The 24,904-nt window shown below is 62.8% G+C and carries 28 protein-coding genes; 9 read left to right on the top strand and 19 right to left on the bottom strand.

What is annotated here, in order from left to right:
• The first annotated feature begins 167 nt into the window (after window positions 1-167).
• The 5 genes from puuD to ACSQ3G_RS12945 all read left to right on the top strand — a co-directional run bounded on the left by puuD (window position 168) and on the right by ACSQ3G_RS12945 (window position 4,767).
• Entirely contained in the window at window positions 168-1,394 is a 1,227-nt protein-coding gene (gene puuD / locus ACSQ3G_RS12925; protein WP_436110321.1) for a urate hydroxylase PuuD, read from the top strand.
• Window positions 1,391-2,710 (top strand): guanine deaminase, encoded by a 1,320-nt coding sequence (guaD, locus tag ACSQ3G_RS12930; RefSeq protein ID WP_436110322.1) that lies wholly within the window; start codon window positions 1,391-1,393, stop codon window positions 2,708-2,710. The genes puuD and guaD overlap by 4 nt, the downstream gene beginning before the upstream one ends.
• A 13-nt stretch (window positions 2,711-2,723) precedes the next feature.
• Window positions 2,724-3,044 (top strand): type II toxin-antitoxin system HigB family toxin, encoded by a 321-nt coding sequence (locus tag ACSQ3G_RS12935; protein WP_436110323.1) that lies wholly within the window; start codon window positions 2,724-2,726, stop codon window positions 3,042-3,044.
• Window positions 3,037-3,450 carry a DUF1508 domain-containing protein gene (locus tag ACSQ3G_RS12940; protein WP_436110324.1) on the top strand — a complete coding sequence of 138 codons (414 nt, stop codon included), beginning with the start codon at window positions 3,037-3,039 and terminating at the stop codon, window positions 3,448-3,450. Before ACSQ3G_RS12935 ends, ACSQ3G_RS12940 begins: the two co-directional genes overlap by 8 nt.
• Window positions 3,451-3,621: 171 nt before the next feature.
• On the top strand, window positions 3,622-4,767 hold the full coding sequence (locus ACSQ3G_RS12945) for an alpha-hydroxy acid oxidase (protein ID WP_436110325.1): 1,146 nt from the start codon (window positions 3,622-3,624) through the stop codon (window positions 4,765-4,767).
• Window positions 4,768-4,798: 31 nt separating this feature from the next.
• On the opposite strand, the gene ACSQ3G_RS12950 is transcribed toward ACSQ3G_RS12945, so the two are convergent.
• The 15 genes from ACSQ3G_RS12950 to ACSQ3G_RS13020 form a co-directional block, all read right to left on the bottom strand.
• Window positions 4,799-5,542, bottom strand: a complete 744-nt coding sequence (locus ACSQ3G_RS12950; RefSeq protein WP_436110326.1) for a hypothetical protein — start codon at window positions 5,540-5,542, stop codon at window positions 4,799-4,801.
• A gap of 71 nt (window positions 5,543-5,613) precedes the next feature.
• Complete coding sequence (locus tag ACSQ3G_RS12955; RefSeq protein ID WP_436110327.1) at window positions 5,614-5,898, bottom strand: Txe/YoeB family addiction module toxin; 285 nt, start codon at window positions 5,896-5,898, stop codon at window positions 5,614-5,616.
• Window positions 5,898-6,185, bottom strand: a complete 288-nt coding sequence (locus ACSQ3G_RS12960; protein ID WP_436110328.1) for a type II toxin-antitoxin system Phd/YefM family antitoxin — start codon at window positions 6,183-6,185, stop codon at window positions 5,898-5,900. The genes ACSQ3G_RS12955 and ACSQ3G_RS12960 overlap by 1 nt, the downstream gene beginning before the upstream one ends.
• Before the next feature lie 61 nt (window positions 6,186-6,246).
• Window positions 6,247-6,996 carry a metallophosphoesterase family protein gene (locus tag ACSQ3G_RS12965; RefSeq protein ID WP_436110329.1) on the bottom strand — a complete coding sequence of 250 codons (750 nt, stop codon included), beginning with the start codon at window positions 6,994-6,996 and terminating at the stop codon, window positions 6,247-6,249.
• Window positions 6,996-7,352 carry a hydroxyisourate hydrolase gene (gene uraH, locus ACSQ3G_RS12970; protein WP_037076601.1) on the bottom strand — a complete coding sequence of 119 codons (357 nt, stop codon included), beginning with the start codon at window positions 7,350-7,352 and terminating at the stop codon, window positions 6,996-6,998. Before uraH ends, ACSQ3G_RS12965 begins: the two co-directional genes overlap by 1 nt.
• On the bottom strand, window positions 7,349-7,849 hold the full coding sequence (locus ACSQ3G_RS12975; RefSeq protein WP_436110330.1) for an ureidoglycolate lyase: 501 nt from the start codon (window positions 7,847-7,849) through the stop codon (window positions 7,349-7,351). The genes uraH and ACSQ3G_RS12975 overlap by 4 nt, the downstream gene beginning before the upstream one ends.
• Window positions 7,850-7,877: 28 nt before the next feature.
• Window positions 7,878-8,240 carry a HepT-like ribonuclease domain-containing protein gene (locus ACSQ3G_RS12980; protein ID WP_105437843.1) on the bottom strand — a complete coding sequence of 121 codons (363 nt, stop codon included), beginning with the start codon at window positions 8,238-8,240 and terminating at the stop codon, window positions 7,878-7,880.
• Entirely contained in the window at window positions 8,237-8,527 is a 291-nt protein-coding gene (locus ACSQ3G_RS12985; RefSeq protein ID WP_046666640.1) for a nucleotidyltransferase family protein, read from the bottom strand. The genes ACSQ3G_RS12980 and ACSQ3G_RS12985 overlap by 4 nt, the downstream gene beginning before the upstream one ends.
• Window positions 8,528-8,595: 68 nt before the next feature.
• Complete coding sequence (gene uraD / locus ACSQ3G_RS12990) at window positions 8,596-9,093, bottom strand: 2-oxo-4-hydroxy-4-carboxy-5-ureidoimidazoline decarboxylase (protein WP_436110331.1); 498 nt, start codon at window positions 9,091-9,093, stop codon at window positions 8,596-8,598.
• Window positions 9,090-10,016: an allantoinase PuuE gene (puuE, locus tag ACSQ3G_RS12995; protein ID WP_436110332.1), complete on the bottom strand. Its 927-nt coding sequence runs from the start codon at window positions 10,014-10,016 to the stop codon at window positions 9,090-9,092. Before puuE ends, uraD begins: the two co-directional genes overlap by 4 nt.
• A 70-nt stretch (window positions 10,017-10,086) precedes the next feature.
• On the bottom strand, window positions 10,087-10,389 hold the full coding sequence (locus ACSQ3G_RS13000) for an AzlD family protein (RefSeq protein WP_105400390.1): 303 nt from the start codon (window positions 10,387-10,389) through the stop codon (window positions 10,087-10,089).
• On the bottom strand, window positions 10,386-11,093 hold the full coding sequence (locus ACSQ3G_RS13005) for an AzlC family ABC transporter permease (RefSeq protein ID WP_436110333.1): 708 nt from the start codon (window positions 11,091-11,093) through the stop codon (window positions 10,386-10,388). Before ACSQ3G_RS13005 ends, ACSQ3G_RS13000 begins: the two co-directional genes overlap by 4 nt.
• Window positions 11,094-11,291: 198 nt before the next feature.
• Window positions 11,292-12,149 (bottom strand): AraC family transcriptional regulator, encoded by an 858-nt coding sequence (locus ACSQ3G_RS13010; RefSeq protein ID WP_105416541.1) that lies wholly within the window; start codon window positions 12,147-12,149, stop codon window positions 11,292-11,294.
• Window positions 12,150-12,216: 67 nt separating this feature from the next.
• Window positions 12,217-12,924 carry a DUF1045 domain-containing protein gene (locus ACSQ3G_RS13015; protein WP_436110334.1) on the bottom strand — a complete coding sequence of 236 codons (708 nt, stop codon included), beginning with the start codon at window positions 12,922-12,924 and terminating at the stop codon, window positions 12,217-12,219.
• Between the two features lie 123 nt (window positions 12,925-13,047).
• Entirely contained in the window at window positions 13,048-14,238 is a 1,191-nt protein-coding gene (locus ACSQ3G_RS13020) for an NAD(P)/FAD-dependent oxidoreductase (RefSeq protein ID WP_436110335.1), read from the bottom strand.
• On the opposite strand from ACSQ3G_RS13020, the gene mnmC2 reads away from it, so the two are divergent.
• The gene (gene mnmC2 / locus ACSQ3G_RS13025) at window positions 14,237-14,977 is read left to right on the top strand and encodes a tRNA (5-methylaminomethyl-2-thiouridine)(34)-methyltransferase MnmC2 (protein WP_436110336.1); all 741 of its coding nucleotides are present in this window, start codon (window positions 14,237-14,239) and stop codon (window positions 14,975-14,977) included. The two genes, ACSQ3G_RS13020 and mnmC2, sit on opposite strands and share 2 nt — an antisense overlap.
• Before the next feature lie 66 nt (window positions 14,978-15,043).
• On the opposite strand, the gene ACSQ3G_RS13030 is transcribed toward mnmC2, so the two are convergent.
• Window positions 15,044-15,406: a hypothetical protein gene (locus ACSQ3G_RS13030; RefSeq protein WP_436110337.1), complete on the bottom strand. Its 363-nt coding sequence runs from the start codon at window positions 15,404-15,406 to the stop codon at window positions 15,044-15,046.
• 396 nt (window positions 15,407-15,802) lie between these two features.
• Here ACSQ3G_RS13030 and ACSQ3G_RS13035 point away from each other — a divergent pair, with 396 nt between their 5' ends.
• Window positions 15,803-16,315 (top strand): chemotaxis protein CheD, encoded by a 513-nt coding sequence (locus ACSQ3G_RS13035; protein ID WP_105414884.1) that lies wholly within the window; start codon window positions 15,803-15,805, stop codon window positions 16,313-16,315.
• 24 nt (window positions 16,316-16,339) lie between these two features.
• Here ACSQ3G_RS13035 and ACSQ3G_RS13040 read toward each other — a convergent pair whose 3' ends face one another.
• Window positions 16,340-20,059 (bottom strand): response regulator, encoded by a 3,720-nt coding sequence (locus tag ACSQ3G_RS13040; RefSeq protein WP_436110338.1) that lies wholly within the window; start codon window positions 20,057-20,059, stop codon window positions 16,340-16,342.
• A 460-nt stretch (window positions 20,060-20,519) separates the two neighbouring features.
• Between ACSQ3G_RS13040 and ACSQ3G_RS13045 the strand changes: the two genes are divergently transcribed.
• Both ACSQ3G_RS13045 and ACSQ3G_RS13050 read left to right on the top strand, forming a co-directional pair.
• Window positions 20,520-20,873 (top strand): hypothetical protein, encoded by a 354-nt coding sequence (locus tag ACSQ3G_RS13045; RefSeq protein WP_105427396.1) that lies wholly within the window; start codon window positions 20,520-20,522, stop codon window positions 20,871-20,873.
• A 408-nt stretch (window positions 20,874-21,281) separates the two neighbouring features.
• A complete protein-coding gene (locus tag ACSQ3G_RS13050) occupies window positions 21,282-22,991 on the top strand; it encodes a DEAD/DEAH box helicase (protein WP_436110339.1) in 1,710 nt (569 codons plus the stop codon).
• A 58-nt stretch (window positions 22,992-23,049) separates the two neighbouring features.
• Here ACSQ3G_RS13050 and ACSQ3G_RS13055 read toward each other — a convergent pair whose 3' ends face one another.
• Window positions 23,050-23,793, bottom strand: a complete 744-nt coding sequence (locus ACSQ3G_RS13055; RefSeq protein ID WP_105414880.1) for an SDR family oxidoreductase — start codon at window positions 23,791-23,793, stop codon at window positions 23,050-23,052.
• 85 nt (window positions 23,794-23,878) lie between these two features.
• Complete coding sequence (locus ACSQ3G_RS13060; RefSeq protein WP_046666650.1) at window positions 23,879-24,754, bottom strand: DMT family transporter; 876 nt, start codon at window positions 24,752-24,754, stop codon at window positions 23,879-23,881.
• Between the last annotated feature and the right edge of the window lie 150 nt (window positions 24,755-24,904).

Genomic DNA, 24,904 nt, shown 5'->3' on the forward strand with positions numbered 1-24,904 from the left:
TTAAGAACACTCTACTATTGCCAATCATGGGGATCGCGCGAAAGGAACTCGAAGCTGCCAGCCCCGGTTCCGTTGCGGAACAAAAAGTGTTCCCGGCAGCGCCCCCTTCCCTTGGCCGGGTTTTTTCCCCAAAGTGACGAGTCGGGGGGCAAAAAGGGGAAGTCTGAATGTATGAATATGCCGTCGCCTGGGAATGGCTGAGTTTCGCCGCCCGCTGGTTCCACGTCATCACGGCGATCGCCTGGATCGGCTCGTCGTTCTATTTCATCGCGCTTGATCTGGGGCTGACGAAGCGCCCGAACATGCCCGCCGGCGTCTATGGCGAGGAATGGCAGGTGCATGGCGGCGGCTTCTACCACGTCCAGAAATACCTGGTGGCGCCGGCACAGATGCCCGAGCACCTGACCTGGTTCAAATACGAGAGCTATTTCACCTGGATTTCCGGCTTCCTGATGCTCTGCATCGTCTATTACGGCGGCGCCGACCTGTTCCTGATCGACCGCACCGTGATGGATCTCGCGCCCTGGCAGGCGATCGGCCTGTCGCTCGCATCGCTGTCTGTCGGCTGGATCATCTACGACCTGCTCTGCAAGTCGCCGCTGGGGAAAAATACCTGGGGGCTGATGAGCCTGCTCTTCCTGGTGCTGATCGTCATGGCCTGGGGGTATACGCAGGTATTCTCCGGCCGCGCCGCCTTCCTGCATCTCGGTGCGTTTACCGCGACGATCATGTCGGCCAACGTCTTCTTCATCATCATTCCCAACCAGAAGATCGTCGTCGCCGACTTGATCGCGGGGCGCACCCCGGACCCGAAATACGGCGCCATCGCCAAGCAGCGCTCGCTGCACAATAACTACCTGACGCTGCCCGTCATCTTCTTCATGCTGTCGAACCACTATCCGCTGGCGTTCGCGACCCATTTCAACTGGGTGATCGCCGCCCTGGTCTTCCTGATGGGCGTGACGATCAGGCACTGGTTCAACACCACCCATGCCCGCAAGGGCAAACCGACCTGGACCTGGCTGGTGACGGTGCTGCTCTTCATCGTCATCATGTGGCTCTCGACCGTTCCGAAGGTGCTGACCGGCGAGACCGAGACCTCGATGACCCCCGCCGCCCAGCAATTCGCCGCCAACGCCCATTTCGGTGCAGCGAGGGACGTCGTGCAGGCGCGCTGTTCCATGTGCCATGCGGCGGAACCTGTTTACGAGGGTGTCAGTTTCACCCCTAAATCTGTCAAGCTGGAGACGGACGCGGAGATTGCCGCCCACGCGCGGGAGATCTATATCCAGGCGGGCCGCAGTCACGCGATGCCGCCTGGCAATGTCACCGCCATCTCGCCGGAAGAACGCCGGCTGCTGGTGGCCTGGTACGAAAGCACGATATCCCGATGACCCAGATGCTGATCCGCGGACGGCTGCTTTCCTTCAAGCGCGCTCCGCACTCCCTGACCGACACGGACAGTTACGCCTATGAGAGCGACGGCGCGCTGCTGATCGACGGGGACAAGATCTCGGTTGCCGGCAGCTACGGAACGGTGAAGGCGATCGCGCCCGAGGGCATCGAGGAGATCGACCACCGGCCGCATCTGATCCTGCCCGGCTTCATCGACATGCACCTGCATTTTCCGCAGATGCAGGTGATCGCCTCCTATGCCGCCAACCTGCTCGAGTGGCTGAACACCTACACCTTTCCGGAGGAATGCCGGTTCGTCGAGAGCGAGCACGCGGCGCGCATCGCCACACATTTCTATGACGAGTTGCTGCGCCACGGCACCACGACGGCGGTCGCTTATTGCTCCGTTCACAAGACCTCGGCCGACGCCTTCTTTGCGGAAGCCTTGAAGCGCGGCATGTGCATGGTCGGCGGCAAGGTGATGATGGACCGCAACGCGCCGCAGGGCCTGCTCGACACGCCGCAGATGGGTTATGACGAAACGAGAGCCGTGATCGCCGACTGGCACGGCAAGGGCCGCTGCCACGTCGCAATCACGCCGCGCTTCGCGATCACCTCGACGCCCGCCCAGATGAAGGCCGCGCAGGCGCTGGCGCTGGAATTTCCCGACCTGCATATCCAGACGCATCTCTCCGAAAACCACGAGGAGATCCGCTACACGGGCGAGCTCTATCCGGACGCCAGGGACTATACCGACATCTACGCCCATTACGGCCTTCTCGGACCCAAGACCCTGCTCGGCCACGCGATCCATCTATCCGACCGCGAAGCCGACGTGTTGTCCGAGACCGGCGCCGTCGCCGTCCACTGCCCGACCTCCAACCTCTTCCTCGGCTCCGGCCTGTTCCCGATGAAATCGCTGATGCGGCGGCAAAAGCCGGTCAGGGTGGCGGTCGCAACCGACATCGGCGGCGGTTCGAGCTATTCGATGCTGCGCACCATGGACGAGGCCTACAAGATCCAGCAGCTCCTCGGCGAGCGCCTGAACCCGCTCGAAAGTTTTTACCTGATGACAAGGGGCAATGCCGAGGCGCTTTCGATGGCGGCACATATCGGCACGCTGGAGCCCGGCACCGATGCCGACCTCGTGGTGCTGAACGGCGCCTCGACGCCGGCCATGCGGCTGCGGATGGAAACGGTGAAGACGCTGGCCGAAGAACTCTTCCTGCTGCAGACCATGGGCGACGACCGCGCCGTGGTTGAGACCTATGTGGCGGGCAAGGCGATGAAGGGCGAGCTGGCAGGTGTGATATGAAACCGTCTCTGCCGTGAGGATCATTGCCCGCCGGACTCTAACTAGATTTGTGGAGAGCCTTGCAGGTCGGCGGGATCATCCTGCTGTCAAGGACGCGATTGACGTCTGGCATGATCGTGCCAGCAAGGCTCAATGGAGGAATTCTGCCGACGTTCGGCAAACTTTCGCCACGGCGAGCATCGTCAATGCCGAGCGCATCGTTTTCAATATCAAGGGAAACGACTATAGACTGGTAGTCGCTATCGATTTCGATAAGTCGATTATCTGGATAAAATGGATCGGCACACACAGGGAATACGATCACATCGACGCGGCAAAGGTGGAATATGATTGAGATTCGGCCCATCCGTTCGGAAGAGGACTATGAAGGCGCTCTGCGAACCCTCTCCCAGCTCTGGGGAGCAGCCAGCGGAACGCCGGAGGGCGACCAGCTCGATATTCTCGCGACGTTGATTGACGCGTATGAAAAGGAGCATTTTCCGATGGATGCTCCCGGTCCCGAAGCACTGGCAGCTTTCGAAAAGGAGCAGCAAGAAGCTTTGGCAGCGTCGCTCGAAAATCAGCTTGTCTTTCAGGTATTCAAAGATAAAGCGGGCCGCTTTGCATTTCGCCTTTTGGCGGGAGAGGGCAAAATTATCCTTCATTCGGAGACGTTCGATACGAAATCCGATGCGATCAATGCCATCAGGCTGCTCCAAGAGAGCGCTTCTCACTCGAAGATCGTCGAACAGGCGGCCTAAAAGCCTGCTGCATGGAACACAGCTGTGCCGCCCTCCATATGTCGCCGGCCGCTGCCCGACGAATGGCCGCGTAGACCGCGGGAAACCTGATCATTTTCGGTGACCAGCGCCGAGAATTTATGCTAGTTCCTTGACCGTCTTGTCTCCCCGCCTTCGAAAGCAATTCGACCGATGTCCAAACCGCTGACCATCGCAGACCTCAAAAAACTTGCCCGCCGTCGAGTGCCAAAAATGTTCTTCGACTATGCCGACAGCGGCGCCTGGACCGAGGGAACTTATCGGGCGAACGAGGAAGACTATTCGAGGATCAAGCTGCGCCAGCGCGTCCTGGTCGACATGACCAACCGCACGCTCGAAACCACGATGATCGGCGAAAAAGCGGCGATGCCGGTGGCGCTGGCACCGACCGGCATGGCCGGCATGCAGCATGCCGACGGTGAAATGCTGGCCGCCAAGGCGGCGGAAGAATTCGGCGTGCCTTTCACGCTGTCGACCATGAGCATCTGCTCGATCGAGGACGTCGCCTCGGTGACCACCAAACCCTTCTGGTTCCAGCTCTACGTGATGAAGGACCGCGGTTTCGTCGAACGGCTGATCGGCCGCGCCAAGGCGGCGAAATGCTCGGCGCTCGTCGTCACCGCCGATCTGCAGATCCTCGGCCAGCGGCACAAAGATCTGCGCAACGGCCTTGCAGCTCCGCCGAAGCCGACGCTCAACGCCGCCCTGCAGCTCGTGACGCGCCCGAGATGGTGCCTGGAAATGCTCGGGACGAAGCGCCGCGGTTTCGGCAATATCGTCGGCCATGCGAGCAATGTTTCGGACCTCTCCTCGCTCGGCGCCTGGACGGCGGAACAGTTCGATCCACGGCTTTCCTGGGATGATATCCGCTGGATCAAGGACCTCTGGGGCGGCAAGATGATCATCAAGGGCATTCTCGACGAAGAGGATGCGCGCGCCGCTGCCGACACCGGCGCAGATGCGATCATCGTCTCCAACCACGGCGGCCGCCAGCTCGACGGTGCCCCCTCATCGATCAGCATGCTGCCGAAAATCGTCGAGGCGGTCGGCGACCGGATCGAAGTGCATCTGGACGGCGGCATCCGCTCCGGCCAGGACGTGCTGAAGGCGGTGGCGCTCGGCGCCCGCGGCACCTATATCGGCCGGCCCTTCCTCTACGGCCTCGGCGCCATGGGCAAGGAAGGCGTCACCACGACACTCGAGATCATCCGCAAGGAACTCGACATCACCATGGCGCTCTGCGGAAAGCGCGATATCCAGCATATCGACCGCAACATCCTTGCCAACATGCCGTTCTGACGACGGTCGCCGCGAGCGGTCGGTGCTGCGATCAGCACCAGCCGCCCTTGCCGGCGCCCGGCCGTCTGGCCAGGCCTTCGTTGACGAGGACATCGGCGAGCGAGCGGCCGTTGCGCGTCACTTCGCGCAGCTTGTGGCCTTCGACCTCGTCCTCGTTGCCCTGCCAGGTGACGAGTTCGAACGGACCGGAATCCAGGAAGGCGCGCACCCGCAACTCCGCATCGCTTGCCTTGATCCGCTCCGCCTCGCAGCGCGGCTTCTTGATGTCGGGCACCTCGATGCCGACCAGCCGGATCTTCTGGCCGTGGAACACGAAACGGTCCGCAGCCACGACGCAGTCGTCCTGCTTGGCCGAACCGCACAGATAGAATTTCGCCTGATAGGCGCCGGCGAGGCTCTCGCTGCTCTTTGGCTGCTCGGCGGCCTTCTGCATTTCCTCGATCACAGGCTTGCCGACAGGCGCAGGCGGGATGATCGCGGCGGTGTGGCTCTGATCTGGAGCGGTTGCCGGCTTCGGTGCCACAGGGCGGTGCGACGGCCCGGAACTTGCCTGTACAGGCTTCGCAGGCACCGGTTTTGCGGCAACCTGAACCTGGTTGCCGGACGTCAGGCCTTTGACGAAACGCCGGGCCTCCGCGGAATTCTCATAAAGTGCGATACCGCCCGCCACCAGCGCCAGCGCCCCGAGCCAGGGCCAGAGCGACGAACCGGAGCCCGACGACCGCCTCGGCGAACTCTTGCGCCGAGAACCGGATTTGCCGCGCGTTTGAGCCATGACCATCTCTCCTGTCGAATCGGAAAGAAGTATCGGGGGGAAGGATTGCCGAAAGGTTTCAGGAGCACCGGTCAGTAGTGGAAACGGCATTGGAGGATGATCAGCCGCGGCTGGTCAGTACTGCTCTCCACTCGGTAAACAAGCCGGTGTTCCTGAGTTATCCGGCGTGACCAATGCCCTTTGAGCTGATTGCGCAAAGGCTCGGGCTTGCCGATGCCCTCGAACGGATGACGCAATGTGTCCTTGATCAGCTCGTTGATCCGACCGACCATTTTGGGATCGGTCTCCTGCCAGAAAATATACTCCCGCCAAGCCTCCGGCTCCCAGACAAGCAGGAAGGCTTTCGCCGGAGGCATCAATCCGCTTTCTTATTGGGGATATAGTCTTCAGACTCGATAAGGTCGTGCGCTATCAGCTTGGAGCCGTCGTTGACATTGGCGATCGCCTCCATCAGCCGCGTCGCATTGGCGGGCGTCGACATCAGATGCAGCGTCTCCAGCATACCCTCGTATTCATCCTTGTCGATCAGAATGGCCGATGGCTTGTCGCGGCGCATGATCTCGATCGGCGCGCGGTCGTTCGAGACCTCGTCGAGGAGGCTGGCCAGTTCTTGTCGGGCTTGGGAAAACATGACGGTGCGCATGAATGGCTCCTCAATTACTTGTACAATAAATAGTACAAGTACCAACCGAAGTCAATTTGAACTAACCCGCCCGGCCGGTCGCCAGCGCCACCGCCCAGTCGGCGCGGCCATTTTCGGCGGCGAGCCGCGACATCGCCAGGTGATCGTAGGTCACGTTGCGGAATTGCGGTGTCCAGCCGGAGGAGGTCTTTTCGAGGATCGCGTAGGACGCCTTGGCGTGGCCGGTTTCCACCTTGTGGAAATGCGGCGTGTCGTCGTCATAGGCGGGGCAGCCGACGCTGCCGGGATTGACGATCAGCCGGCCGTCGGACAGTTGCACCGCCCGCGGAATATGGCTGTGGCCGCAGAGGATCAGCGGCTGTTCGATGCCGTCCGCCAGCGCCTCGATCTCCTCCAGCGGCTTCAGGAAGACATGGCCTTCGCTCGATACCTGCTCCAGCCAGTAAACGTTGTCCGACTGCGGTGTGGCGTGGCAAAAATAGGCCTCGTCCCGATAAACGGCGCTGAACGGCAGCTTGCGCAGCCATTGCAGATGTCGCGGTGCCAGCTGCGAAAAGGCGTGCACTTCCCAGGAGGGCATGGCGTCCGCCGGATTTTCGATCAGGTACCGATCGTGATTGCCGCGCACCGTCAGCGTCGCCATCGTATCGAGAAGGAGCAGCAGGTCGGCGGTGCGCCCGGCTTCAAGCGGTCCGCTCAGGCAATCGCCAAGATTGACGATTTCGGTGATGCCCTGTGCATGGATATCGGCGAGCACCGCTTCGAGCGCTGCGCAATTCCCGTGGATGTCGGCGATCGCGGCAAAACGCATCAGCTCCCCCGATAGGTGGAATAACCGTAGGGCGAGAGCAGCAGCGGCACATGATAGTGCGCCGTCGTGTCGGAAATGCCGAACCGGATCGGGATCACGTCGAGAAAGGCCGGCTCGGCAAGTGCGACGCCGCGGGCTCGAAGGTAGGCGCCGGCGTGGAAAACCAGCTCGTATTCGCCGGCAAGAAAGGTCTCGCCAATCAGGATCGGCCCGCCATCGACGCGGCCGTCGCTGTTGGTGACGATGGTCTTGAGTTTTTCGCGGGTCTCACCGTTCAGCCGGTAGAGGTCGATCGAAAGCCCCTCCGCAGGCGTACCGCTGGCGGTGTCGAGGACATGGGTGGTGAGGCCCGTCATAGGCTTGGCTCCGCAATGAGATACGGGGTCTCAAAAAAGGCTTCCTCGTAATTTGCGGATGTGTTGTCGCGATCGACGACCAGGAAATCGCTGACGACCCCGATCGCCATCAGCGGATGGTGCCACGAATTGGGGAAATAATTGACGCCCTGATGCGGCTGCACGAGGAAGACCTGCGGTTTGCCCGGCCGTCCGCCTTCGTCATCCGAAACGGCGATCAGGAAAGGCTGGCCGGAGATCGGCGAAAAGCTCTGGCTGGCGAAAGGATGCCGCTCCATCATGGTGATCGCGTAGGGGAACTGCCGCGGCTTGCTGCGGAAGATGCTGAAGATCAGCCGCTCCGGCTCGCCGATCACCACCGGCTCGGCGAGCGCATGATAACGCTCGGTCGTGCCGCCGTTGATCAGCCGCATGGTCGCCGGATCGGCCTCGATGACATCGCCAAAGCGCGCGAAGGCTTCCTTCGTGAGGGGCAGGATTTCAAGATATTCGGTCAATTTATTCGCCTTCGATCATTCGGCTTCGTCATTCGCCCTGGGCACGCCAGTTGCGCAGGGAATCGAGTTGGGACAGAAGTTCCGGGATCATCCGATCGACGGTCAGCCAGACCGTATCGATATCCAGGTGAAAATATTGATGCGCAATACGGTTGCGCATGTCGCGGATGTCTTTCCAGGGAATCTCCGGGTGCTCGACGACGAAATCCGGAAAACGCTCCATGATCTTGGTCGCGCATTCGCCGATCGCCATGATGTTGGCGATTACCGCATCCTGCTTGATCTCATCAAGCCGAAACGCCTCACGATCCAGGCCCGAGACATATCGGGCGGCCTTGCCTCCCGTGACGATCATCCGGTCGAGATAGGCTTCGAGACGCTCTGCACTCATATCGCCAACGCTTCCGCGACGATGCGTTCGCGGATCTTGGGCGGGAAATCCCCGGGGACCTTGACATCCACCGGGACGCCCAGCGCTTCTTCGAGATCTCCCTGAAGCCCGCCGAGCGTGAACAGCGACGTGGTCGGCGACGGATCGACCAGGATATCGAGATCGCTGTCGGGCCGGTCTTCGCCGCGCAGCACTGAACCATAGACGCGAGGATTGGAGACCTGCCGGCGGGCAACGATCTCCCGGATGATATCCCGGTTCTTCTCCAGCACTTCCGACGGTCTCATGGCGGCGTCACTCCTGATATCGCCAATATATGCGACGGAAGGGGCGGAGGAAAGCAGCGCCCGAGACCTCAATGTCCCGGAAGCAGCGATTGCAGACGCAGGAGCGCGATCTTTTCCACCTGGGCGGTGGCGGTGTCGAGCTCCTCGTCCGCCGAGTTGTGGATGCGTTTCTCGAAGGCGGCCAGGATGTCATCCTTGGTGAGACCCTTGACCGCGATGATGAAGGGGAAACCGAATTTTTCCACGTAGGCGGCGTTGAGCTCGGTAAAGCGGGCGTGTTCCGCTGCGCTCAACCGATCGAGCCCGGCGCCGGCCTGCTCCTTTTTGCTGTCCTCGGTCAGTTCGCCGGCGATCGCCAGCTTGCCCGCAAGGTCGGGATGGGCGCGCAGCACGCCGAGGCGTTCCTCGCGGCTTGCCCGGCGGAAGATCGAGGTGAGCGCGTCATGCACGCTCTTGGACGTCAGCGGAACCAGCATCAGGCCGGCGTCGTAGGCGCGCTCGGCGATGAAGGGAGAATGTTCGAACACGCCGCCGAACATCTCGATGAAGTCGCCGCGGGCGGTCATAGTGCGACCACCGGCTTGTGGTGCGCGTGCCAGTGTCTGGCGATCTCGATGCGCTGCGGGATCCAGACCTTGTCGTGGCTAAGCACATATTCGATGAAACGCTTCAAGGCGGCGGCGCGGCCGGGGCGGCCGACGAGGCGGCAGTGGAGGCCGACCGACATCATCTTCGGCGTGCCTTCCCTGCCCTCCTGGTAAAGCACGTCGAAGGCATCCTTGAGGTAGGTGAAGAACTGGTCGCCGGTATTGAACCCCTGCGGTGTCGCAAACCGCATGTCGTTGGTCTCCAGCGTATAGGGGATGATCAGGAACGGTTGCCGGTCGAGGCCGGGTACCCAATAGGGTAGATCGTCCGCGTAGCTGTCGGAAGAATAGAGAAAACCGCCCTCTTCCATGACCAGTTTCAGCGTGTTGTCGGAGGGCTTGCCCTGGTACATGCCGTAGGGCCGCTCGCCGACGAGTTCGGTATGCAGGCGCACGGCTTCTAGGATGTGTTCGCGCTCCTTTGCCTCCGGGAAATCCTTGTATTCCAGCCAGCGGTAGCCGTGGCTGGCGATTTCCCAACCGGCTTCCTTCATGGCGGCGACGGCTTCCGGATTGCGAGCCATGGCGAGCGTCACGCCGTAGACGGTGGTCTGGACGTTGAGTTCGGTAAACATCCGAAAGAGCCGCCAGAAGCCGGCGCGCGAGCCGTATTCGTAGATCGATTCCATGTTGAGGTTGCGCTGGCCCGGCCAAGGCGCGGCGCCGACGATTTCCGACAGCAGGTTCTCCGAGGCCGGATCGCCGTCCATGATCGAGCTCTCGCCGCCCTCCTCGTAATTGATCACGAACTGCACGGCGACATGGGCGCCGCCCGGCCATTTCGGATCTGGGGTGGAACGGCCATAGCCGACGAGCTCGCGCGGATAGTCTTTTGCCTGCATGGGTCACCTTCGACGAATGAGGCCTGACGGTAGCGCACCCCTTCCGGCCATGTCGAGATGGAAACGACGCTTAGAGGCCGAGCGCCCGAAGGATCGCGACCGAGGCGACCCCGAGTGCCACGGAAACGAGCATCGGCAGGCGAAGTGCCGCAAAAGCAGTCACCGCACAGGCCAAGGTTTCAGCAATGCCGGTAGCAAACGCAGTCGGCGCGACGACCGCCATCAGCACGGCGGGCGGAATCGATTCGATCGCCTTGCGGCGGCTGCCTTCAAGGGAAATGTGGCGGATGAGCACGAGGCCGCTCAACCGGGTGAGCGCTGTCGCAGCCGCCATGGCGAGGATGGCGATAAGCGTGGCGACATCGACAGTCATGGCGTCACCTCGACGTCCCGGGTTTTGCCGGTTACCAGGGCGGCGGCAAGGCCGGCGACGGCGCCGGCGGCGATATACCAGACGCCCGGCACGAAATGTTGGGTGGCAACGGCAGCAGCCCCGCTCGCCAGCAGCACGGCCCCGGTTTCCGGTCCCTTCCAGAAGCCCATGACCAGCACGATGAAGACGGCCGGGAAGGCAAAGTCGAGCCCGAGCACCACCGGGTCGCCGAGAAAGGCACCGAGGGTTGCACCCGCAAGGCCTGAAAACACCCAGGCGAGATAGAACGGCGCGACGAGGCCGGCGAACCAGGCGGGCGTCAGCCGCGCCACCTTGGCCCGGAACTCCGCCATGGCCCAGATTTCGTCGGCGAGGAACAGCATCGAGAGATAGCGCGCCGGCTGGCTGAAAGCCTCCATCCTTGTGCCGAGCGAGGCGCTCATCAGCACGTGACGAATGTTGACCAGAAGGGCTGCAAAACCGACGCCTGTCCAGGAAGCGGGATGGGTCCAGATATCCATCGCCACGAATTGCGAGCCGCCCGCAAAGACGAGCGCGCTCATCAGCCCCGCCTCGGCCGGCGACAGGCCTTTTGTCGCCGCCACCGCCCCGAAAACAAGGCCGATCGGGATGACCGCGGCGATCAGCGGCGAGATCGCCCGCATGCCGCTGAGGAAGTCTTGCAGTTTCGTATCGTTGTTCATCCAATAACCTTGATCTGACGTCAGAGCACGTCGCTCCCTCACCCGGCCTCCGTTTCGCTCGGCCACCCTCTCCCCGAGGGGAGAGGAGGGAATAGCAAAGGCCCGGCCGGTCTCTTCTCCCCTCGGGGAGAAGGTGCCGGCAGGCGGATGAGGGGGAGGCTTAGAGCGCGCAGCATCTACCGTCTTGAACGAAAGTGATCAGCGAGCCCGGTATTGCCCCGGCGTCAGTCCGGTGCGAGCCTTGAAGTGGCGGGTGAAATGGGCCTGGTCGGCAAAACCGCATTCGAGCGCGATCTCGGCCGGCTGGCCGCCTTCCCTCAACCGCTTGCGGGCCGCACGGATGCGGATATCGGTAAGGAAGGAATGCGGGGTGATGTGGAATTCCTTGCGGAACGCGCGGATGAGGTGGGCGCGGCTAAGACCTGCGACGGTCGCGAGTTCCTCCAGCCCGACGTCGGACGCAAAATGCTCGGTGAGGTAGTCGCGGGCCTGGCGCACGGCGGTGCGCTCGGTCGAATCGGCCGGCACGATGATCGAGCTGCCGTGGCGACGGAACATTGCGTCGAGCACCAGGAACATCGCCTGGCTGGCTTCGAGCGCGCCGGAGCCCTCCTCCAGCGTCCGGTGCGCCTCGTGGAAAGCGTCGGCGAGCGCCTGGTCGTGGAGGAGCTGGATGCCGAAGGCGGGCGTGCCCCGGAAGGGTTTGCCGGTGACGTCTTCGAGTATCTCGCGCAGCAGTGCGACATCCGGATAGATCATCCGGTAGCGATAACCGCCGCCCCGCGGCGCACCGTCATGTGTCTCGCCCGGATTGATCAGGTAGAGCCCGCCCGGCCCGGCGCTTTCGCGGCTGCCCTTGATGGTGCAGACCTGCATGCCCTGCTCGATCGCACCGATGCTGAACGTATCATGCGCATGCGGCGCAAATTCGTGGGTGAGAAACGTCGCGCGCAGGCATTCCATGCCGCCAAAGCGATCGTCGCGCCAGAAACGGGTCACCTCTGCCGGCATCAGCGGCATGTGGTCGGTGGCCTGTTCCTGCGAGATATTCTCCATGGGGAGAATATAGCAGATGACAGCGCGGTTGCTCTTGAACAAAAGTGCGCCGCCGGCACCCAAAATCTCAGGCGATCTTGCGCGCCGCCACTCGTCCCATCGGGTGCAGCGAATGCACTAGGAAAGGCGCGCCCGGCTCCTCCTCGATGAACAGCGCCAGGTTGGCGATCTCGACCGGCTTTTTCAGATAGGGCTCGAAATAATCGCGCAGCGCAGCTTCGAAACGCGGCATCTCGACCGGCGACAGCGGGCCGGTCAGCGTCATGTGGAAACGAAACTCGTCCATCACGTAAGGATGGCCCCAGCGATACAGGTTGGCGAATTGCGGCGCCGAGAGATCGCCTGAATCGCTGCGCTCCAGCTCGGCTTCCGACAGCGGCGTGCGGAAATTGTCAAACTCCTGGACGACGGAAGCGGCCAGGAACCGGGCGGTATCGCACGGGACGACCGGCGCAAGGCCGAAGAAATTGCCGAGCCGGACGACTTCGAGCTTCGGCAGTTCGAACGGGCTGTGGGTACCGGCAAAACGCATCAGGTGGCGCAGCAGCATCGGTTCGGTGACGTCGGGCGCCAGCCGGAACGGCGCCTTCAGCGTCGCATGGAAACCGTAGCGACGCGGCAGCGCGGTATTGAAGGCAATGTCGTGGATGCCGATGCCGCGGATGGCCGGCGGCTCCATCGCCTCGCCCGAAAAGGCATTGCGACCGAGCCACTGAGCCGCGGCAAGCGTCAGCGGATCATGCGCCGGAGGCGTGAAATGAATGGCATAGCGCATGCGTCACCTTCTGAACGTCCTTTTCAGCAACCCCGTGTTTTACGCATTGCTCAACAATCCCTGCCGTGGGGGTTAAGTGATTTGCGTGACAGAATAACGACGCGAAGGAGCGAAAGTTCGCGTTTAACGCGAAGCGACGGCAAGGTGATTGGCGAGCGTGAACGACGCCGGAAGCCGCATTTCCCGGCCGTTCAGGGCGTTGAGGGCAGCATCGGCCAACCTGTGCGCGATACCGAAGCTCACCTTGAAGCCACCTGTGAGCGCGATCACTCGGGCGTGATCGGGATGCGCGCCGACCATTGGATCGCGGTCGATCGCCTTCGGCCGCAATCCCGCCCAGCGTTCAACGACCGGGGCCTGGGCCAAGGCCGGCACCAGCGCCCGGGCGCGCGCGATCAGCTCGTCCAGCTGGGAATCGGTCGAGGACGGGTCGCCGAATACATCCTCGCTGGTGCTGCCGACCGCGACGTGACCGCCCTCATGGGCGACCACATAAAGGCCGTTCAGGAAGATCACCGGCAAGGCGGGGTCGATATCGGCCTTGAGGAGCGCTGCCTGCCCCTTGACCGCCTGGCCGATCGGGCGCTTCAGCGGCGCTGAAATGCCATGGAGTAGCGAAAAAGATCCATGGCCTGCCGAGACGATACAGTGGCCGAAGGCGACGGTTTCGCTACTACGGAATATAATCCTATTCCCTGCGGCGTCGATCGCCTCCGCCTCCAGGCCTTCGACGATCCGAACGTTGCCCGCCGTCCGCAGATAAGCGACGAGCGCCGAGACGAGGCCACGCGGCGAAACCCGGGCGGCAAACGTGTCATGCACCAGTCCGGCAGCCGCGAATGAGGCATCCGGCCACCCTTTTTGCGGGGGACGGTCGAGCACATGCCAATGGAAACGACGGTCGCCGCGCCGCCAGCAGGCGTCCGCATCGGCCGAGTGCCCGAGCGCGATCTTCCGTAAATGCGGCTTCGGCAGCGGGATCAGTCGGCCGGAGCGGCGGTAGCCGCAGACGACGCCGGTCTCGGCTTCGAGCTCGCTGATCTCGTCTTCCAGCGACAGAAGCGCGTCGAACTGGAACTGTTTCTTGTCGTTCCACTTGTCCGGCATGTGCGGCATCAGGGCGCCGAGCAGCCCGCCGCTCGCCCCCTGCCCCAGCGGGCCAGCATCGACAAGTAGGGTATTGATACCGAGCCGCTCCGCCTTGACCGCCGCCCAGAGGCCCATGATGCCGCCGCCAAGGATGACGAGATCGGCGGATGGCGGCAGGACATGAGATTGACCGCCGGAGCCGGCAGGATTATCCGCATGTCCCATGAGCGACCGTGATCCTGAAATTCGTGTGACCGAAAGCCAGCCCCTGGACTGGCATGACGGCGATATGCCCTATTCGCAAAAGTTTGGCGATCACTTTTATTGCCGCACCGACGGTCGGCTGGAATGCGGCCACACGTTTCTGGCCGGCAATGGCCTGCCGGAGCGCTGGGGCCTGCCGGAGCGCTGGGAAAGGCACCGGACTTTCCGGATCGGAGAACTGGGCTTCGGTACCGGGCTGAACTTCTGCGAGACCTGGCGGCAGTGGAAGCTTGTCCGCCCCGCAGGCGCGAAGCTTCATTTCACCTCGTTCGAGCTTTACCCGATGCAGCGCGACGAGATCGACCGGGCGCTCGCCCGCTGGCCGGAGATCGATGCGGAACGGCAGGCGCTGATCGAGGCCTGGCCGGACAGGCCCGCCGGCCATGTCGTGATCGACGCCGACGCCGAGACCCGGTTGACGGTCGTCTGCGGCCCCGCGCTCGAAGGCGTCTCCGCGGCCGAGGCGGATTTCGACGCCTGGTTCCTCGACGGTTTTGCGCCGTCGCGCAATCCGGACATGTGGTCGCCGGAAATCATGCAGGCGATCTACGACAAGACCTTGTCCGGCGGCACGTTCGGCACCTATGCGGCCGCCGGCTTCGTGCGGCGGAACCTGCAGGCCGCCGGCTTCACGGTCGAGCGGCGGCCGGGCTTTGCTGGCAAGCGCGAGATGTTGTGCGGCATAAAACCAGCGCCCTGATCGGCTCAGCCCAACGCAAAACAGCCGGCCCTGAGACCGGCTGCCATCCATCATGTCGCGCGCCACCTATTGGCAGACGCGCAGGCTTTCCATGTGCCAGCCGCCGTCATAGGCGTTGCGGACGCGGCGGTCCTCGAACCAGCAGCGCGGCCGAGGCGGCGGTGGCGGATCGATGTAGCGCGGCCCGCCGCCATTGGCGAGCGCGCCGCCGATCAGACCGCCGATGACGCCGGCGGCCAGGCCCCCGGCAATCACGTCGCCGTCGTTGTTATGACGCCTGCGCGGCGGAGGCGGAGGATCACGGCGATCATATCGATCGTATCGGTCGTAGTGTCTGTCCCATTGCTGGGCCGCTGCTTCACCGGCGGGTACCACGATGCTGGTGCAGGTGGCCGCCAGGATCAGCGCCGAGACAATTATCTTCTTCATCACAAGCGTCTCCGTTTCCACCGAGCGCCTGCGAGCGGCAGGAAAAGGCCCGATATTCCCGGACAATGCACATGCCCTGCTTAACGCTCCCTGAACGGAAAACCGCCCGCGGCAGAAAGCCTGTGACAGGATCGACCGGCTCTGCGGAAGCGGGGCCGCCGCGCGAGCTCTCGCTTCGCCCCAACCAGCGACGGACCTGGTTGTCGCTCCATAGCGGTGAAACGCGCGCATGCCGCTCCCGATCGAGCGCGGACCACCCCGCCCCACGTCCCTGGAATTACAAAATACGTATCAGCCAGTACTTCTCGTCATTCATTGTTGGGCCTTCCCGTCCGCGTAGCGCCTTCATACTTTTACGTGAAAGTTGTCGCCGCATGCACGGGATTGGAGCATTAGATGAACTTCATGGACTCCCACCATATTCATGTCCTCGGCGGTCAATATGCGGTGTCCGCGGATCCCGATATGATACTGATGACCGTTCTCGGCTCCTGCGTCTCGGCCTGCATCTATGATACGGTCACCAATATCGGAGGGATGAACCATTTCATCCTGCCGACGTGCGGCGGACTGGATATCGCCGAACGCCCGGAACGTTATGGTGATCTGGCCATGCGCACACTCGTCGACGATCTCTACGGTTTCGGTGCCGAACGCCGAAATCTCAGGGCCAAGTTGTTTGGCGGCCGCACGCGAAAGTCGAGCGGCTACGATCCGGGGTCTCTCAATTCCGCATTCGCCAGACGGTTCCTTCTGGAAGAGGGCATCAAGCTTGTCGACACCAGCCTCGGCGACGATCTGGCGCGCTGGATCACGTTTCAACCGACGACAGGCAAGGTGCAGATGAGGATTACCGACACCATGCCCGCTCCCTCGGTTGCCGGGGCGGCGCGGGAAAGGCGATATTGAAAGGGTTGGATACGTCCTGCCCGCTCAGCTTGAAACGGAACTCACGATCGCGCCGCCGAGCCAGTTGCGGACCTTGGCCTCCAGTGCCTCCGGGCTGATCGGCTTGGAAAGATAATCGTCCATGCCCACTTGGAAGCAGAGTTCTCGGTCGCTTTCCAGCGCATGCGCCGTGACGCCGATGATCGGTGTATGAGTTCCCGTCTCCTGTTCGAGCTCGCGGATCTTCTGGGTCGCCTGATGCCCATTCATGATCGGCATTGAGACGTCCATGATGATAACAGCCGGATCGTGCTTTTTCCACGCCTCGACGGCTTCCGCACCGTTCTTGACGATCTGGAACAGCCAGCCGGTAGTCTGCAGGATCTGGGTGAAGACGATCTGGTTGACCTCGTTGTCCTCGGCGACCAGCACGTCGAGCGTCGGCGCCGCCTGCATGGGCGGCGTGGAGACTGGCACCGCCGGCTGTTCGGCAATCAGCGGTGTCGAAGAAACCAGCGTGGGTGCGGCAACCGGCGCGAGGGTCCGCACTGTGGCCTGAGGGCGAGCAGCGGCCTGCCCCGCTTCGACCGCCCGCCGCTTGGTGCGGATCGAGCGGACGACGTCTATGATCGTGCTGCGCAGCAGATTGGCGCGCGCCGGCTTCATCAGATGGGCCTGGACGTTGAGGGCGGCAAACATGCTGTCGTCGCCGGCCATGTCCATGGACGTCAGGAAAACCACGCCGGTGCCGTCGAAGCGCACGTCGCGCCTGAGGTGCTTTGCGAAATCGAGCCCGTTCATCTCGGGCATGTGGTAGTCGAGCACGATCGCGTCGACGGTGACGCCAATACGGGCGGCTTCGTTGAGGATCGCCAGACCCTCGGCGCCGCTCTCGGCTGCGACCGTATCGAAGCCCCACATGGTGAGCTGCTCGTTGAGGATACGGCGGTTGACGGCATTGTCGTCGACGACGAGGATGCGGGCGCCGCTCGTATTGATCGGTAGGCTGGTGAGCACATTGCGTTCGCTGACCACCTCGAACGGCAGATGCACGGTGAAGACCGAACCGCGTCCGACTTCGCTGGTCACGTCGATATAGCCGCCGAAGAGCTCGGTGAGACCTGCGGTGATCGCCAGGCCGAGACCGGTGCCTTCGTGGCGGCGCGTCGAGGACGTATCGACCTGCGAGAATTTCTCGAAGACCGACTTCAGTTTTTCTTCGGGAATGCCGAGCCCGGTATCCTCGATGCGGATCGACAGCATCATCTCGCCGGGGCCTTTCGCCTCCGACCTCAGGTCGATGAAGACATGCCCTTTTTCGGTGAACTTGACCGCGTTGCCGACGAGGTTGGTGATGATCTGGCGGAAACGTCCCGCGTCGCCCATCACCGTCTCGCGGATCGAGACGTCGCCGCGCACGATGAGTTCGATATCCTTCTCGGCGGCCGATGACGACAGAAGCGTCGCCACGTCCTCGATCGCCTCGACCGGGTCGAACGGCGCCTTGCGCAACGTCATCTGCCCGGCGTCGATCTTGGAGAAGTCGAGAATGTCGTTGATGATCGTCAGGAGCGCGTTGCCCGACTTGACGATGATGTCGATGAAAGTTTTCTGGCGGGTGTCGAGATTGGACTTGGCAAGCAGCTCCGCCATGCCGAGCACGCCGTTCATCGGCGTGCGGATCTCGTGGCTCATGTTGGCGAGGAATTCCGACTTCGCGCGGTCGGCGGCCTCGGCGCGGTGCAGGAGGCGGGTCAGTTCCTCCTCGCGGCTCTTCATTTCGGTGACGTCGGTGAACACCGCCAGCCAATGGTCGCTGCCGGTAAGCTTGGCCTCGACATGGATCCACTTGCGGCCGTCGACGCGGAAAGCGGCAAACACCGGCTTGCCGGCTGCGACATTGTCTTCCCAGGCCTTGAGGGTCGCGGCCGCCTCCTCGGGCGTGCCGAGATCGCCGCGCTCGACGCAATGGCGGAAGAGATCGCGCCACAGGCCACCGGCGCGCACCATCTCGGCCGACATGTCGAGCATGGCCGGCAGCGCGTCGTTGGAGAAGATGATCTCGCCGTCATGCAGGATGAGCAACCCTTGAGACATCGCGCTCGTCGCGTCGCGCATCAGCGCGCCGTGAGTTTCAAGCGCGGCACGGGCTTCCTGAATCTCCTGCTCCCGCTTGCGGACAGCCGTGATGTCCATGTAGCTCAGCAGGATCTTTCCGCCGGAAAGCTGGGTGCCGGAGATGACGATCACCAGACCGGTTCGGCTTTTCACCTCGATAGGCGGCCGCTCCTGGCCATCGGTCAAGGCGGCGATGCGCTCCTGGTAGATTTCCTCGAAGCTGCTCGTCGAGCCGTTATAGATGCCGTGGTCGAAATTGACCTTGAGGAAGTCCCGGTAGGAACGCCCGGGCAGATCGAACTGCTCTCCGGCATCCCAGAAGGAATAAAAGGCCGGGTTGGCGTATTCGAACAGGAACTGATCGTCGAGGATCGCCACGCCGACGGGCATGGTGTGCAGGATCGTCTGCAGATCCTTGCCCATCTTCTCCGCCTTGTTCTGCGCCTCCTTGATGCGGGAGACGTCCATGCGCGAGCCGACGAGGTTGTGGGCGCCGTCATTGGTGGTCACCCGGCGCAGATGCGTGATGACCGGGACGACCGTTCCGTCGGGAAAGGTGATGTCCTCCGATTTCTCGATGTCCTCGCCTGTCATCACCCGGTCGTTCTCGACACGGAAACGATCGGCCGCGTCGGGGAACATTTCCATTTCGGTCTTGCCGAGAAAATGGCTTCTGGGCTTGCCGAGCATCGCCTCGTAGGCGGCATTGGCATAGGTGAGCTGGCGGCCGCTGTTGCGCACGAACACGGGCACCGGCAGGTCTTCGAGGACCGCGCGGAACAGGTCCGTCTCCGAGACATGGGTGCGCAGGAGCATTTCCTGCTCCTTGAATTCGGTCACGTCGTGGCGGATGGCGATCAGCAGGCCGTTTTCGAGGCGCTTGTTGATGCTCCGCAGCCAGCGCCCGTCGGAAAGCTGGTCGGTGCTTTCGGAATAGGGAAGCTCGAACGGCTTCATCCGCTCGGCGATCCATGCGTCCTTGCTCGGCGCATCGGGACCGAAACTCGCCGGCGACACGCGCTGGCGGCGATCATAGGCAAATCCGAGGATATCCTTCAGGGTGATCCCCGGCTGGATATCGATCGAGATCGACGCAAAATGGTTGATGAGCTGGGAATTGCAGTAGAGCAGGACGTTATGCTTGTCGTAGATGCCGATACCCATTTCGAGCATGTCGAGGGCATCGTCGAGAAGCGCATTGTTGAACGGCGAGAACGGCGCGATGGGCCTTGCACCGGTGATCGAGGTGCCGGCAACCGGGGTGACCAGCTTCGGTTCGAACCCGGCATCAATGCCCGGAACCGCCGCGAACGTGCCGAACAGATAGGTGTGGTCGTCTTCCGTGAGGAAACGCTCGATATGGATCTCATGGCGGACAACGCCCGAGCGGTCGAAGCAGAGCGCCGTCTCGTCGGTGCCGAAGACGATCGCCCGGCATTCCTTTTCCTTGCGGTCGGCATCTTCCGGCGCGCCTGCAAGGCCGCGGCTGGTATTGCCGGCAAAATCGCTCGGATGCATGCCGAAAAGGCGCGCATAGGCGGCGTTCACCGCCACGTAGATGAGGGCGCTGTCCTTGATGAAGGCGGGCTCGGCGAGATCGTTGATCCGCTCGCACGCCGTTTTCAAGAGTTCGCTTTCCGTGTCCACCTTCCCCCGCTCCTTCGTGCCGGCCGATATCCGGCTCGATTCGTTTGTCTCCCAATCGACTGATAACACCATAGCGAGTGTTAATATCGTGTTGTTGAAACGGTACGACTTATCATCTTTGGCATTTGTCAATCGGAAGCTCGGGCCTTCTGCTGAAAATACAGCCCTAGGTCGAGTGCCGACATTGGACGCCCGCGGTTCGGATGAAAGCTGTCGCGGATCGATCGGGAAGGAGAATCGAAGGCTTGGCCGATTTTGCACCGCCAAATCTTTGCCATGAGAATGCCACGATCTCGCCATGATCTCCATTGGCGATTGCTCAGGCTCGACGAAAATCAACCGAAAGCCGCATGAAGCTGAACGTCCGTTCAGACTATCGGGAAATCGTCTTCATCAATCCGCCGCCTTTGCGCGCCACGATTTCTGCACCCCTTGAGGACAAAAAGGGAAAGGAAAAAACATGTCGGCACTGAAGAAGACGATATCACTCGGCCTCGTCGCACTGTCCGTAGCGGGCGCCCTGACGGTGACCGCTCCTGCGGCTGAAGCCCGCGACCGCCATCGCGACGTCTGGCCTGGCGTGGCGGCTGGCCTTGCCGGCGGCATCATCGGCGGCGCGATCGTCGCCGGATCGCAGCGGCCGGCCTATGCCGAGCCTGAATATGTGGAGCCGGAATACGACTATGCTCCCCCGCCCCCGCCGCCCGTTTATTACCGCCGCGCCTATTACCGCGACTACCCGCCGGTCTGCGAGCTCGAATGGCGCCGCAACCGCTATGGCGAAGCCTATCGCGTCGAAGTCTGCTCGCGCTGATCCGCAAGGCTGATCGCATATCCTAAGGGCCTGTTTCCGCCGCCGGCGGAGGCAGGCTTTTTGCTGTGGTGGAGACATTCGGAGCGCCGCGTCTGCCTCGGCGGGGAAGCCACGCCATTTCGCGATTGCGAAACATCTGCTTGACTTTTGCCCGGAAAACCACCAAATGCGCTTCAGCTTTCACCTTCCGGCCGCCGCGTGAGTTGGCCCCGCGTCATTAAAGACACCGCGAAGAAGGAACAAGGCGCACAGATAGATCGCCCTCGATCCCGGAGGGTTTAAGCGCTGGAGAGCAATTTCCAACTTGCAAGTTCCCACTTCACGCGGGGTTCTTGACGCCAAAGGCAGACCGGACGGCATGGTGCCAGTCCGGCGATACGCTTTTGGCGCCCCGAAAAGGTATTCGACTTGACGAATTTCCACGAGCTTGGTCTGTCCAAGCAGACCGTAGCCACTCTGTTTGCGCTCGGTTACGAAACGCCGACCCCGATCCAGGCCCAGGCCATCCCCCAGCTTCTCGAAGGCCGCGACATGATCGGCCTTGCTCAGACCGGCACCGGCAAGACCGCCGCATTCGGTCTCCCGATCATCGAAATGCTTGCCAAGGACCCGAAGCGTCCTGACAACCGCACCACCCGTACGCTCATCCTCGCTCCGACCCGCGAACTGGTCAACCAGATCGCCGCCAGCCTGAAGAGCTACGTGCGCGGCACGCCGATGAAGATCAACGCCGTCGTTGGCGGCGCCTCGATCAACAAGCAGCAGCTGCAGCTCGAAAAGGGCACCGACATTCTCGTCGCCACCCCGGGCCGCCTGCTCGACCTGATCGCCCGCCGTGCCATCGGCCTGACCGCGGTTCGTTACCTCGTTCTCGACGAAGCCGACCAGATGCTCGATCTCGGCTTCATCCACGATCTGCGCAAGATTTCCAAGATGGTGCCGAACAAGCGCCAGACCCTGCTCTTCTCGGCCACCATGCCGAAGGCGATCGCAGATCTTGCCTCCGACTTCCTCAAGGATCCGGTCCAGGTCTCGGTCACGCCTCCGGGCAAGGCTGCCGACAAGGTCGAACAGTTCGTCCACTTCGTGGTCGGCAAGAACGACAAGACGGACCTTCTGAAGAAGTCGCTCGAAGAAAACCCGACCGGCCGCGCCATGGTCTTCCTGCGCACCAAGCACGGCGCCGAGAAGCTCTCCAAGCATCTCGAGCATATCGGCTTCAAGGTCGCCTCGATCCACGGCAACAAGAGCCAGGGCCAGCGCGAACGCGCCCTCAAGGCCTTCCGCGACAATGAGATCCGCGTTCTGGTCGCCACCGACGTTGCTGCCCGCGGCATCGACATTCCCGGCGTTACCCACGTCTTCAACTACGATCTCCCGGAAGTACCGGACGCCTACGTTCACCGCATCGGCCGTACCGCACGTGCCGGTCGTGACGGCATCGCGATCGCCTTCTGCGCTCCCGACGAAGCGCGTCTGCTGCGCGACATCGAACGCCTGATGAACATCGAGATCACCACCGCATCCGGCGAACGCCCCGAAGGCGGCCGCCAGCCACGCGGCGGAGCCGGTAACAACAACCGTGGCGGCGCGGCCAAAAGCGGCCGTGGCGGCAACGGCCAGGCACGCGGCAACGGCGAAGGCCGTCCCGAGCGCCGCGAACGTCCGGCCCGCAAGCCGTTCTTCGCAGCAGAAGGTGCCGAGGGCGGCGACCGTCCCCAGCGTCCGGCTCGTCCCCATGGTGATCGCCCGCAGCGCGACAACCGTCGCAACGACGATTTCCGCGGCCAGCGCCGCGGTGAGGACGCTCCGCGCCCGGAAGTCGACAACGACCTGACGACCACGTCGGATTTCCGCCCGGCCAAGAAGCAGTTCGGTCCCCAGAACGGCGAAGGCCGTCCGGCACGCACCGAGCCCCGCAAGGAACATCGCAAGGGCGGCAATGGGGCTCAGAACCCCCATGCCGCACACGGCGCCCATGAGCCCGCTGCCCAGCGCAACAACCGCGGCCCGCGCGTCGAAGCCGCCCGGCCCGCCGCTGGCGGCAACGGAGGCCCGGTAAAGTTCGGCAACGACAACCGCTCCGGCCAGCAGGGCCGCACACGCCGCCCGGCGTAACGGCAACCCTGTATAGGGAAACAAAGCAAAGAGGCCGCTCGCGCGGCCTCTTTTTTTGTCATTTGACCGCCGCGTTTCCTCCGTCCGCATAGAGCGCGGACCCTGCCACGAAGCTCGCCATCGGGCTTGCCAGGAAAAGTGCGGCCCGGGCGATTTCCTCAGGCTGGGCGATGCGCTTGAGGGCATGCAGGCCCGCCGCCCATTCCTTTTGCGCCGCGTCGCCCGCCATCGGGGTGTCCGTACCGCCCGGCAGCAGCGCATTGGCGCGTATGCCGCGCGCTCCGTAGTCGGCGGTAATCCCTTTCACCAGACCCATGATCCCGGCCTTCGATGCGCCATAGGTCCCCATGCCGGGGATGCCGACGCTGGTGCCGACGAAGGTGGAGGTGAAGATGATCGACCCGCCGCCGCGCTCAAGCATCGCCGGGATCTGCAAGCGGGCGCCGAGGAAGGCACTCGTGAGGTTCATGGCCAGGGTATGCTGCCACTCCTCCAGTGCCACCTCGCCTAACGGCTTGTAGGGTCCGACCGTGCCGGCATTGTTCAGAGCGATGTCGAGACCGCCGAACCGGCCAAGCGCCGCTTCGAGCAATGTCCGGTGGGTTTCCTCGTCCGCGACATCGCCTGCCACGGCGACCGCACGGCCGCCGGCCGCCTCGATCTCGGAAACAAGCTTCTGCAATTCCGCCTCGCCCCGCGCGTTGGCAACGACGGCAGCCCCTTCCCGGGCGAAGAGAAGGGCGGCGGCCCGGCCGATGCCGCTTGATGCGCCGGTAACGATGGCCACTTTGTCGGTTAGCATGATGTACCTCCTGTTGGTTACATCCGCTGTCTAAGGCCGCCCGTTTCGCATCGACACCCGTTTCCTGACCAAATGAAAAACTCGCTCAGGCCTTTCGGTTCACCATGTAGACGCCCGCCACCACGATCACCGTGCCGACGATCATCGGCAGGGTCAGCGGTTCCCCGAACAGGATGGCCGCCTCGATCGCCACCACCGGCGGCATCAGGTAGATGAGCGAGGCGGCGCGGGACACCTGGCCGCGGCGGATGAGGTAGAGCAGCAGACCGACGGCGCCCATCGACAGACCAAGGACCGACCAGGCCATGGCGAAGATCGCCTCATGCGTCCAGTCGAAGCGCAGGTTTTCGAGGCTGAGCGCCAGCGGGATGGTGACGATCAGCGCGCCGACGAATTGCAGCGTGGCGATCGAGAACAGGTCGCCCTCCTGCAGGTGCCGCTTCTGATAGAGCGTGCCGTAGGTGACCGACGTCATGGCGACGAGATTGATCAGCACCGGAACTGCAAGTCCGGCCAGTCCGCGCTCGAAGAGGTCGAGAAGCTGCGGCGAGATCGCGATCAGGATGCCGGCAAACCCGAGCGCCAGCCCGACCTTCTGCAAGGGCTTGAGGCGCTCTCCGAGGAAAAGCGGCGCGACCATGGCGGTCAGCAGCGGCTGCAGCCCGGCGATGATGCCGGAAAGGCCTGCCGGCACGCCCTGCCCGATCGCATACCAGACGCCGGCGAGATAGAGCCCGTGCAGGAAAACGCCCGAGAACATCGCATGGCCGAGCTGGGCCCGGCTCTTGGGCCATTTTGCCCGCGTGATCAGGCAGACCGCGAAAAACGCCATGGCGGCAAGCGCGTGCCGTCCGGCCAGGAACGTCAGGGGGTCGGCATGCACCGCCGCATATTTCGCGACGATCCAGCCCGTGGACCAGAGGAGGACGAAGAGGGCCGGAGCCAGGCGGTCGAGCATGATGGGGATGTCCGGCGGAGATTTCGGCAGCGGCCGTTTTCATGGAAGCCGCCTGCTTATTCCCACCCCGTTTCATCGTCAAAGCAGAAAAACTGATGATTGCGATGAGCAGCGCTTGAACAATGCTTGGACACCACTTGGGGCAGATGATGT

The organism is Neorhizobium tomejilense (assembly GCF_964254135.1).
Lineage (GTDB): Bacteria > Pseudomonadota > Alphaproteobacteria > Rhizobiales > Rhizobiaceae > Neorhizobium > Neorhizobium tomejilense.

Bases quoted from the DNA above. Each gene is read 5' to 3' on its own strand.
- ACSQ3G_RS12945 (WP_436110325.1), top strand. From the start codon at position 3,622: ATGTCCAAACCGCTGACCATCGCAGACCTCAAAAAACTTGCCCGCCGT.
- ACSQ3G_RS12980 (WP_105437843.1), bottom strand. From the start codon at position 8,240: ATGAGTGCAGAGCGTCTCGAAGCCTATCTCGACCGGATGATCGTCACG.
- ACSQ3G_RS13045 (WP_105427396.1), top strand. From the start codon at position 20,520: ATGTCGGCACTGAAGAAGACGATATCACTCGGCCTCGTCGCACTGTCC.
- ACSQ3G_RS13030 (WP_436110337.1), bottom strand. From the start codon at position 15,406: ATGAAGAAGATAATTGTCTCGGCGCTGATCCTGGCGGCCACCTGCACC.
- ACSQ3G_RS13015 (WP_436110334.1), bottom strand. From the start codon at position 12,924: ATGCGCTATGCCATTCATTTCACGCCTCCGGCGCATGATCCGCTGACG.
- ACSQ3G_RS12965 (WP_436110329.1), bottom strand. From the start codon at position 6,996: ATGCGTTTTGCCGCGATCGCCGACATCCACGGGAATTGCGCAGCGCTC.
- guaD (WP_436110322.1), top strand. From the start codon at position 1,391: ATGACCCAGATGCTGATCCGCGGACGGCTGCTTTCCTTCAAGCGCGCT.
- ACSQ3G_RS12950 (WP_436110326.1), bottom strand. From the start codon at position 5,542: ATGGCTCAAACGCGCGGCAAATCCGGTTCTCGGCGCAAGAGTTCGCCG.
- ACSQ3G_RS12985 (WP_046666640.1), bottom strand. From the start codon at position 8,527: ATGAGACCGTCGGAAGTGCTGGAGAAGAACCGGGATATCATCCGGGAG.
- ACSQ3G_RS13055 (WP_105414880.1), bottom strand. From the start codon at position 23,793: ATGCTAACCGACAAAGTGGCCATCGTTACCGGCGCATCAAGCGGCATC.
- puuE (WP_436110332.1), bottom strand. From the start codon at position 10,016: ATGCAGGCAAAAGACTATCCGCGCGAGCTCGTCGGCTATGGCCGTTCC.
- ACSQ3G_RS13010 (WP_105416541.1), bottom strand. From the start codon at position 12,149: ATGGAGAATATCTCGCAGGAACAGGCCACCGACCACATGCCGCTGATG.
- ACSQ3G_RS12960 (WP_436110328.1), bottom strand. From the start codon at position 6,185: ATGCGCACCGTCATGTTTTCCCAAGCCCGACAAGAACTGGCCAGCCTC.
- ACSQ3G_RS12940 (WP_436110324.1), top strand. From the start codon at position 3,037: ATGATTGAGATTCGGCCCATCCGTTCGGAAGAGGACTATGAAGGCGCT.
- ACSQ3G_RS12955 (WP_436110327.1), bottom strand. From the start codon at position 5,898: ATGCCTCCGGCGAAAGCCTTCCTGCTTGTCTGGGAGCCGGAGGCTTGG.
- uraD (WP_436110331.1), bottom strand. From the start codon at position 9,093: ATGACCGCCCGCGGCGACTTCATCGAGATGTTCGGCGGCGTGTTCGAA.
- ACSQ3G_RS13005 (WP_436110333.1), bottom strand. From the start codon at position 11,093: ATGAACAACGATACGAAACTGCAAGACTTCCTCAGCGGCATGCGGGCG.
- ACSQ3G_RS13020 (WP_436110335.1), bottom strand. From the start codon at position 14,238: ATGGGACATGCGGATAATCCTGCCGGCTCCGGCGGTCAATCTCATGTC.
- mnmC2 (WP_436110336.1), top strand. From the start codon at position 14,237: ATGAGCGACCGTGATCCTGAAATTCGTGTGACCGAAAGCCAGCCCCTG.
- uraH (WP_037076601.1), bottom strand. From the start codon at position 7,352: ATGACGGGCCTCACCACCCATGTCCTCGACACCGCCAGCGGTACGCCT.
- puuD (WP_436110321.1), top strand. From the start codon at position 168: ATGTATGAATATGCCGTCGCCTGGGAATGGCTGAGTTTCGCCGCCCGC.
- ACSQ3G_RS13035 (WP_105414884.1), top strand. From the start codon at position 15,803: ATGAACTTCATGGACTCCCACCATATTCATGTCCTCGGCGGTCAATAT.
- ACSQ3G_RS13000 (WP_105400390.1), bottom strand. From the start codon at position 10,389: ATGACTGTCGATGTCGCCACGCTTATCGCCATCCTCGCCATGGCGGCT.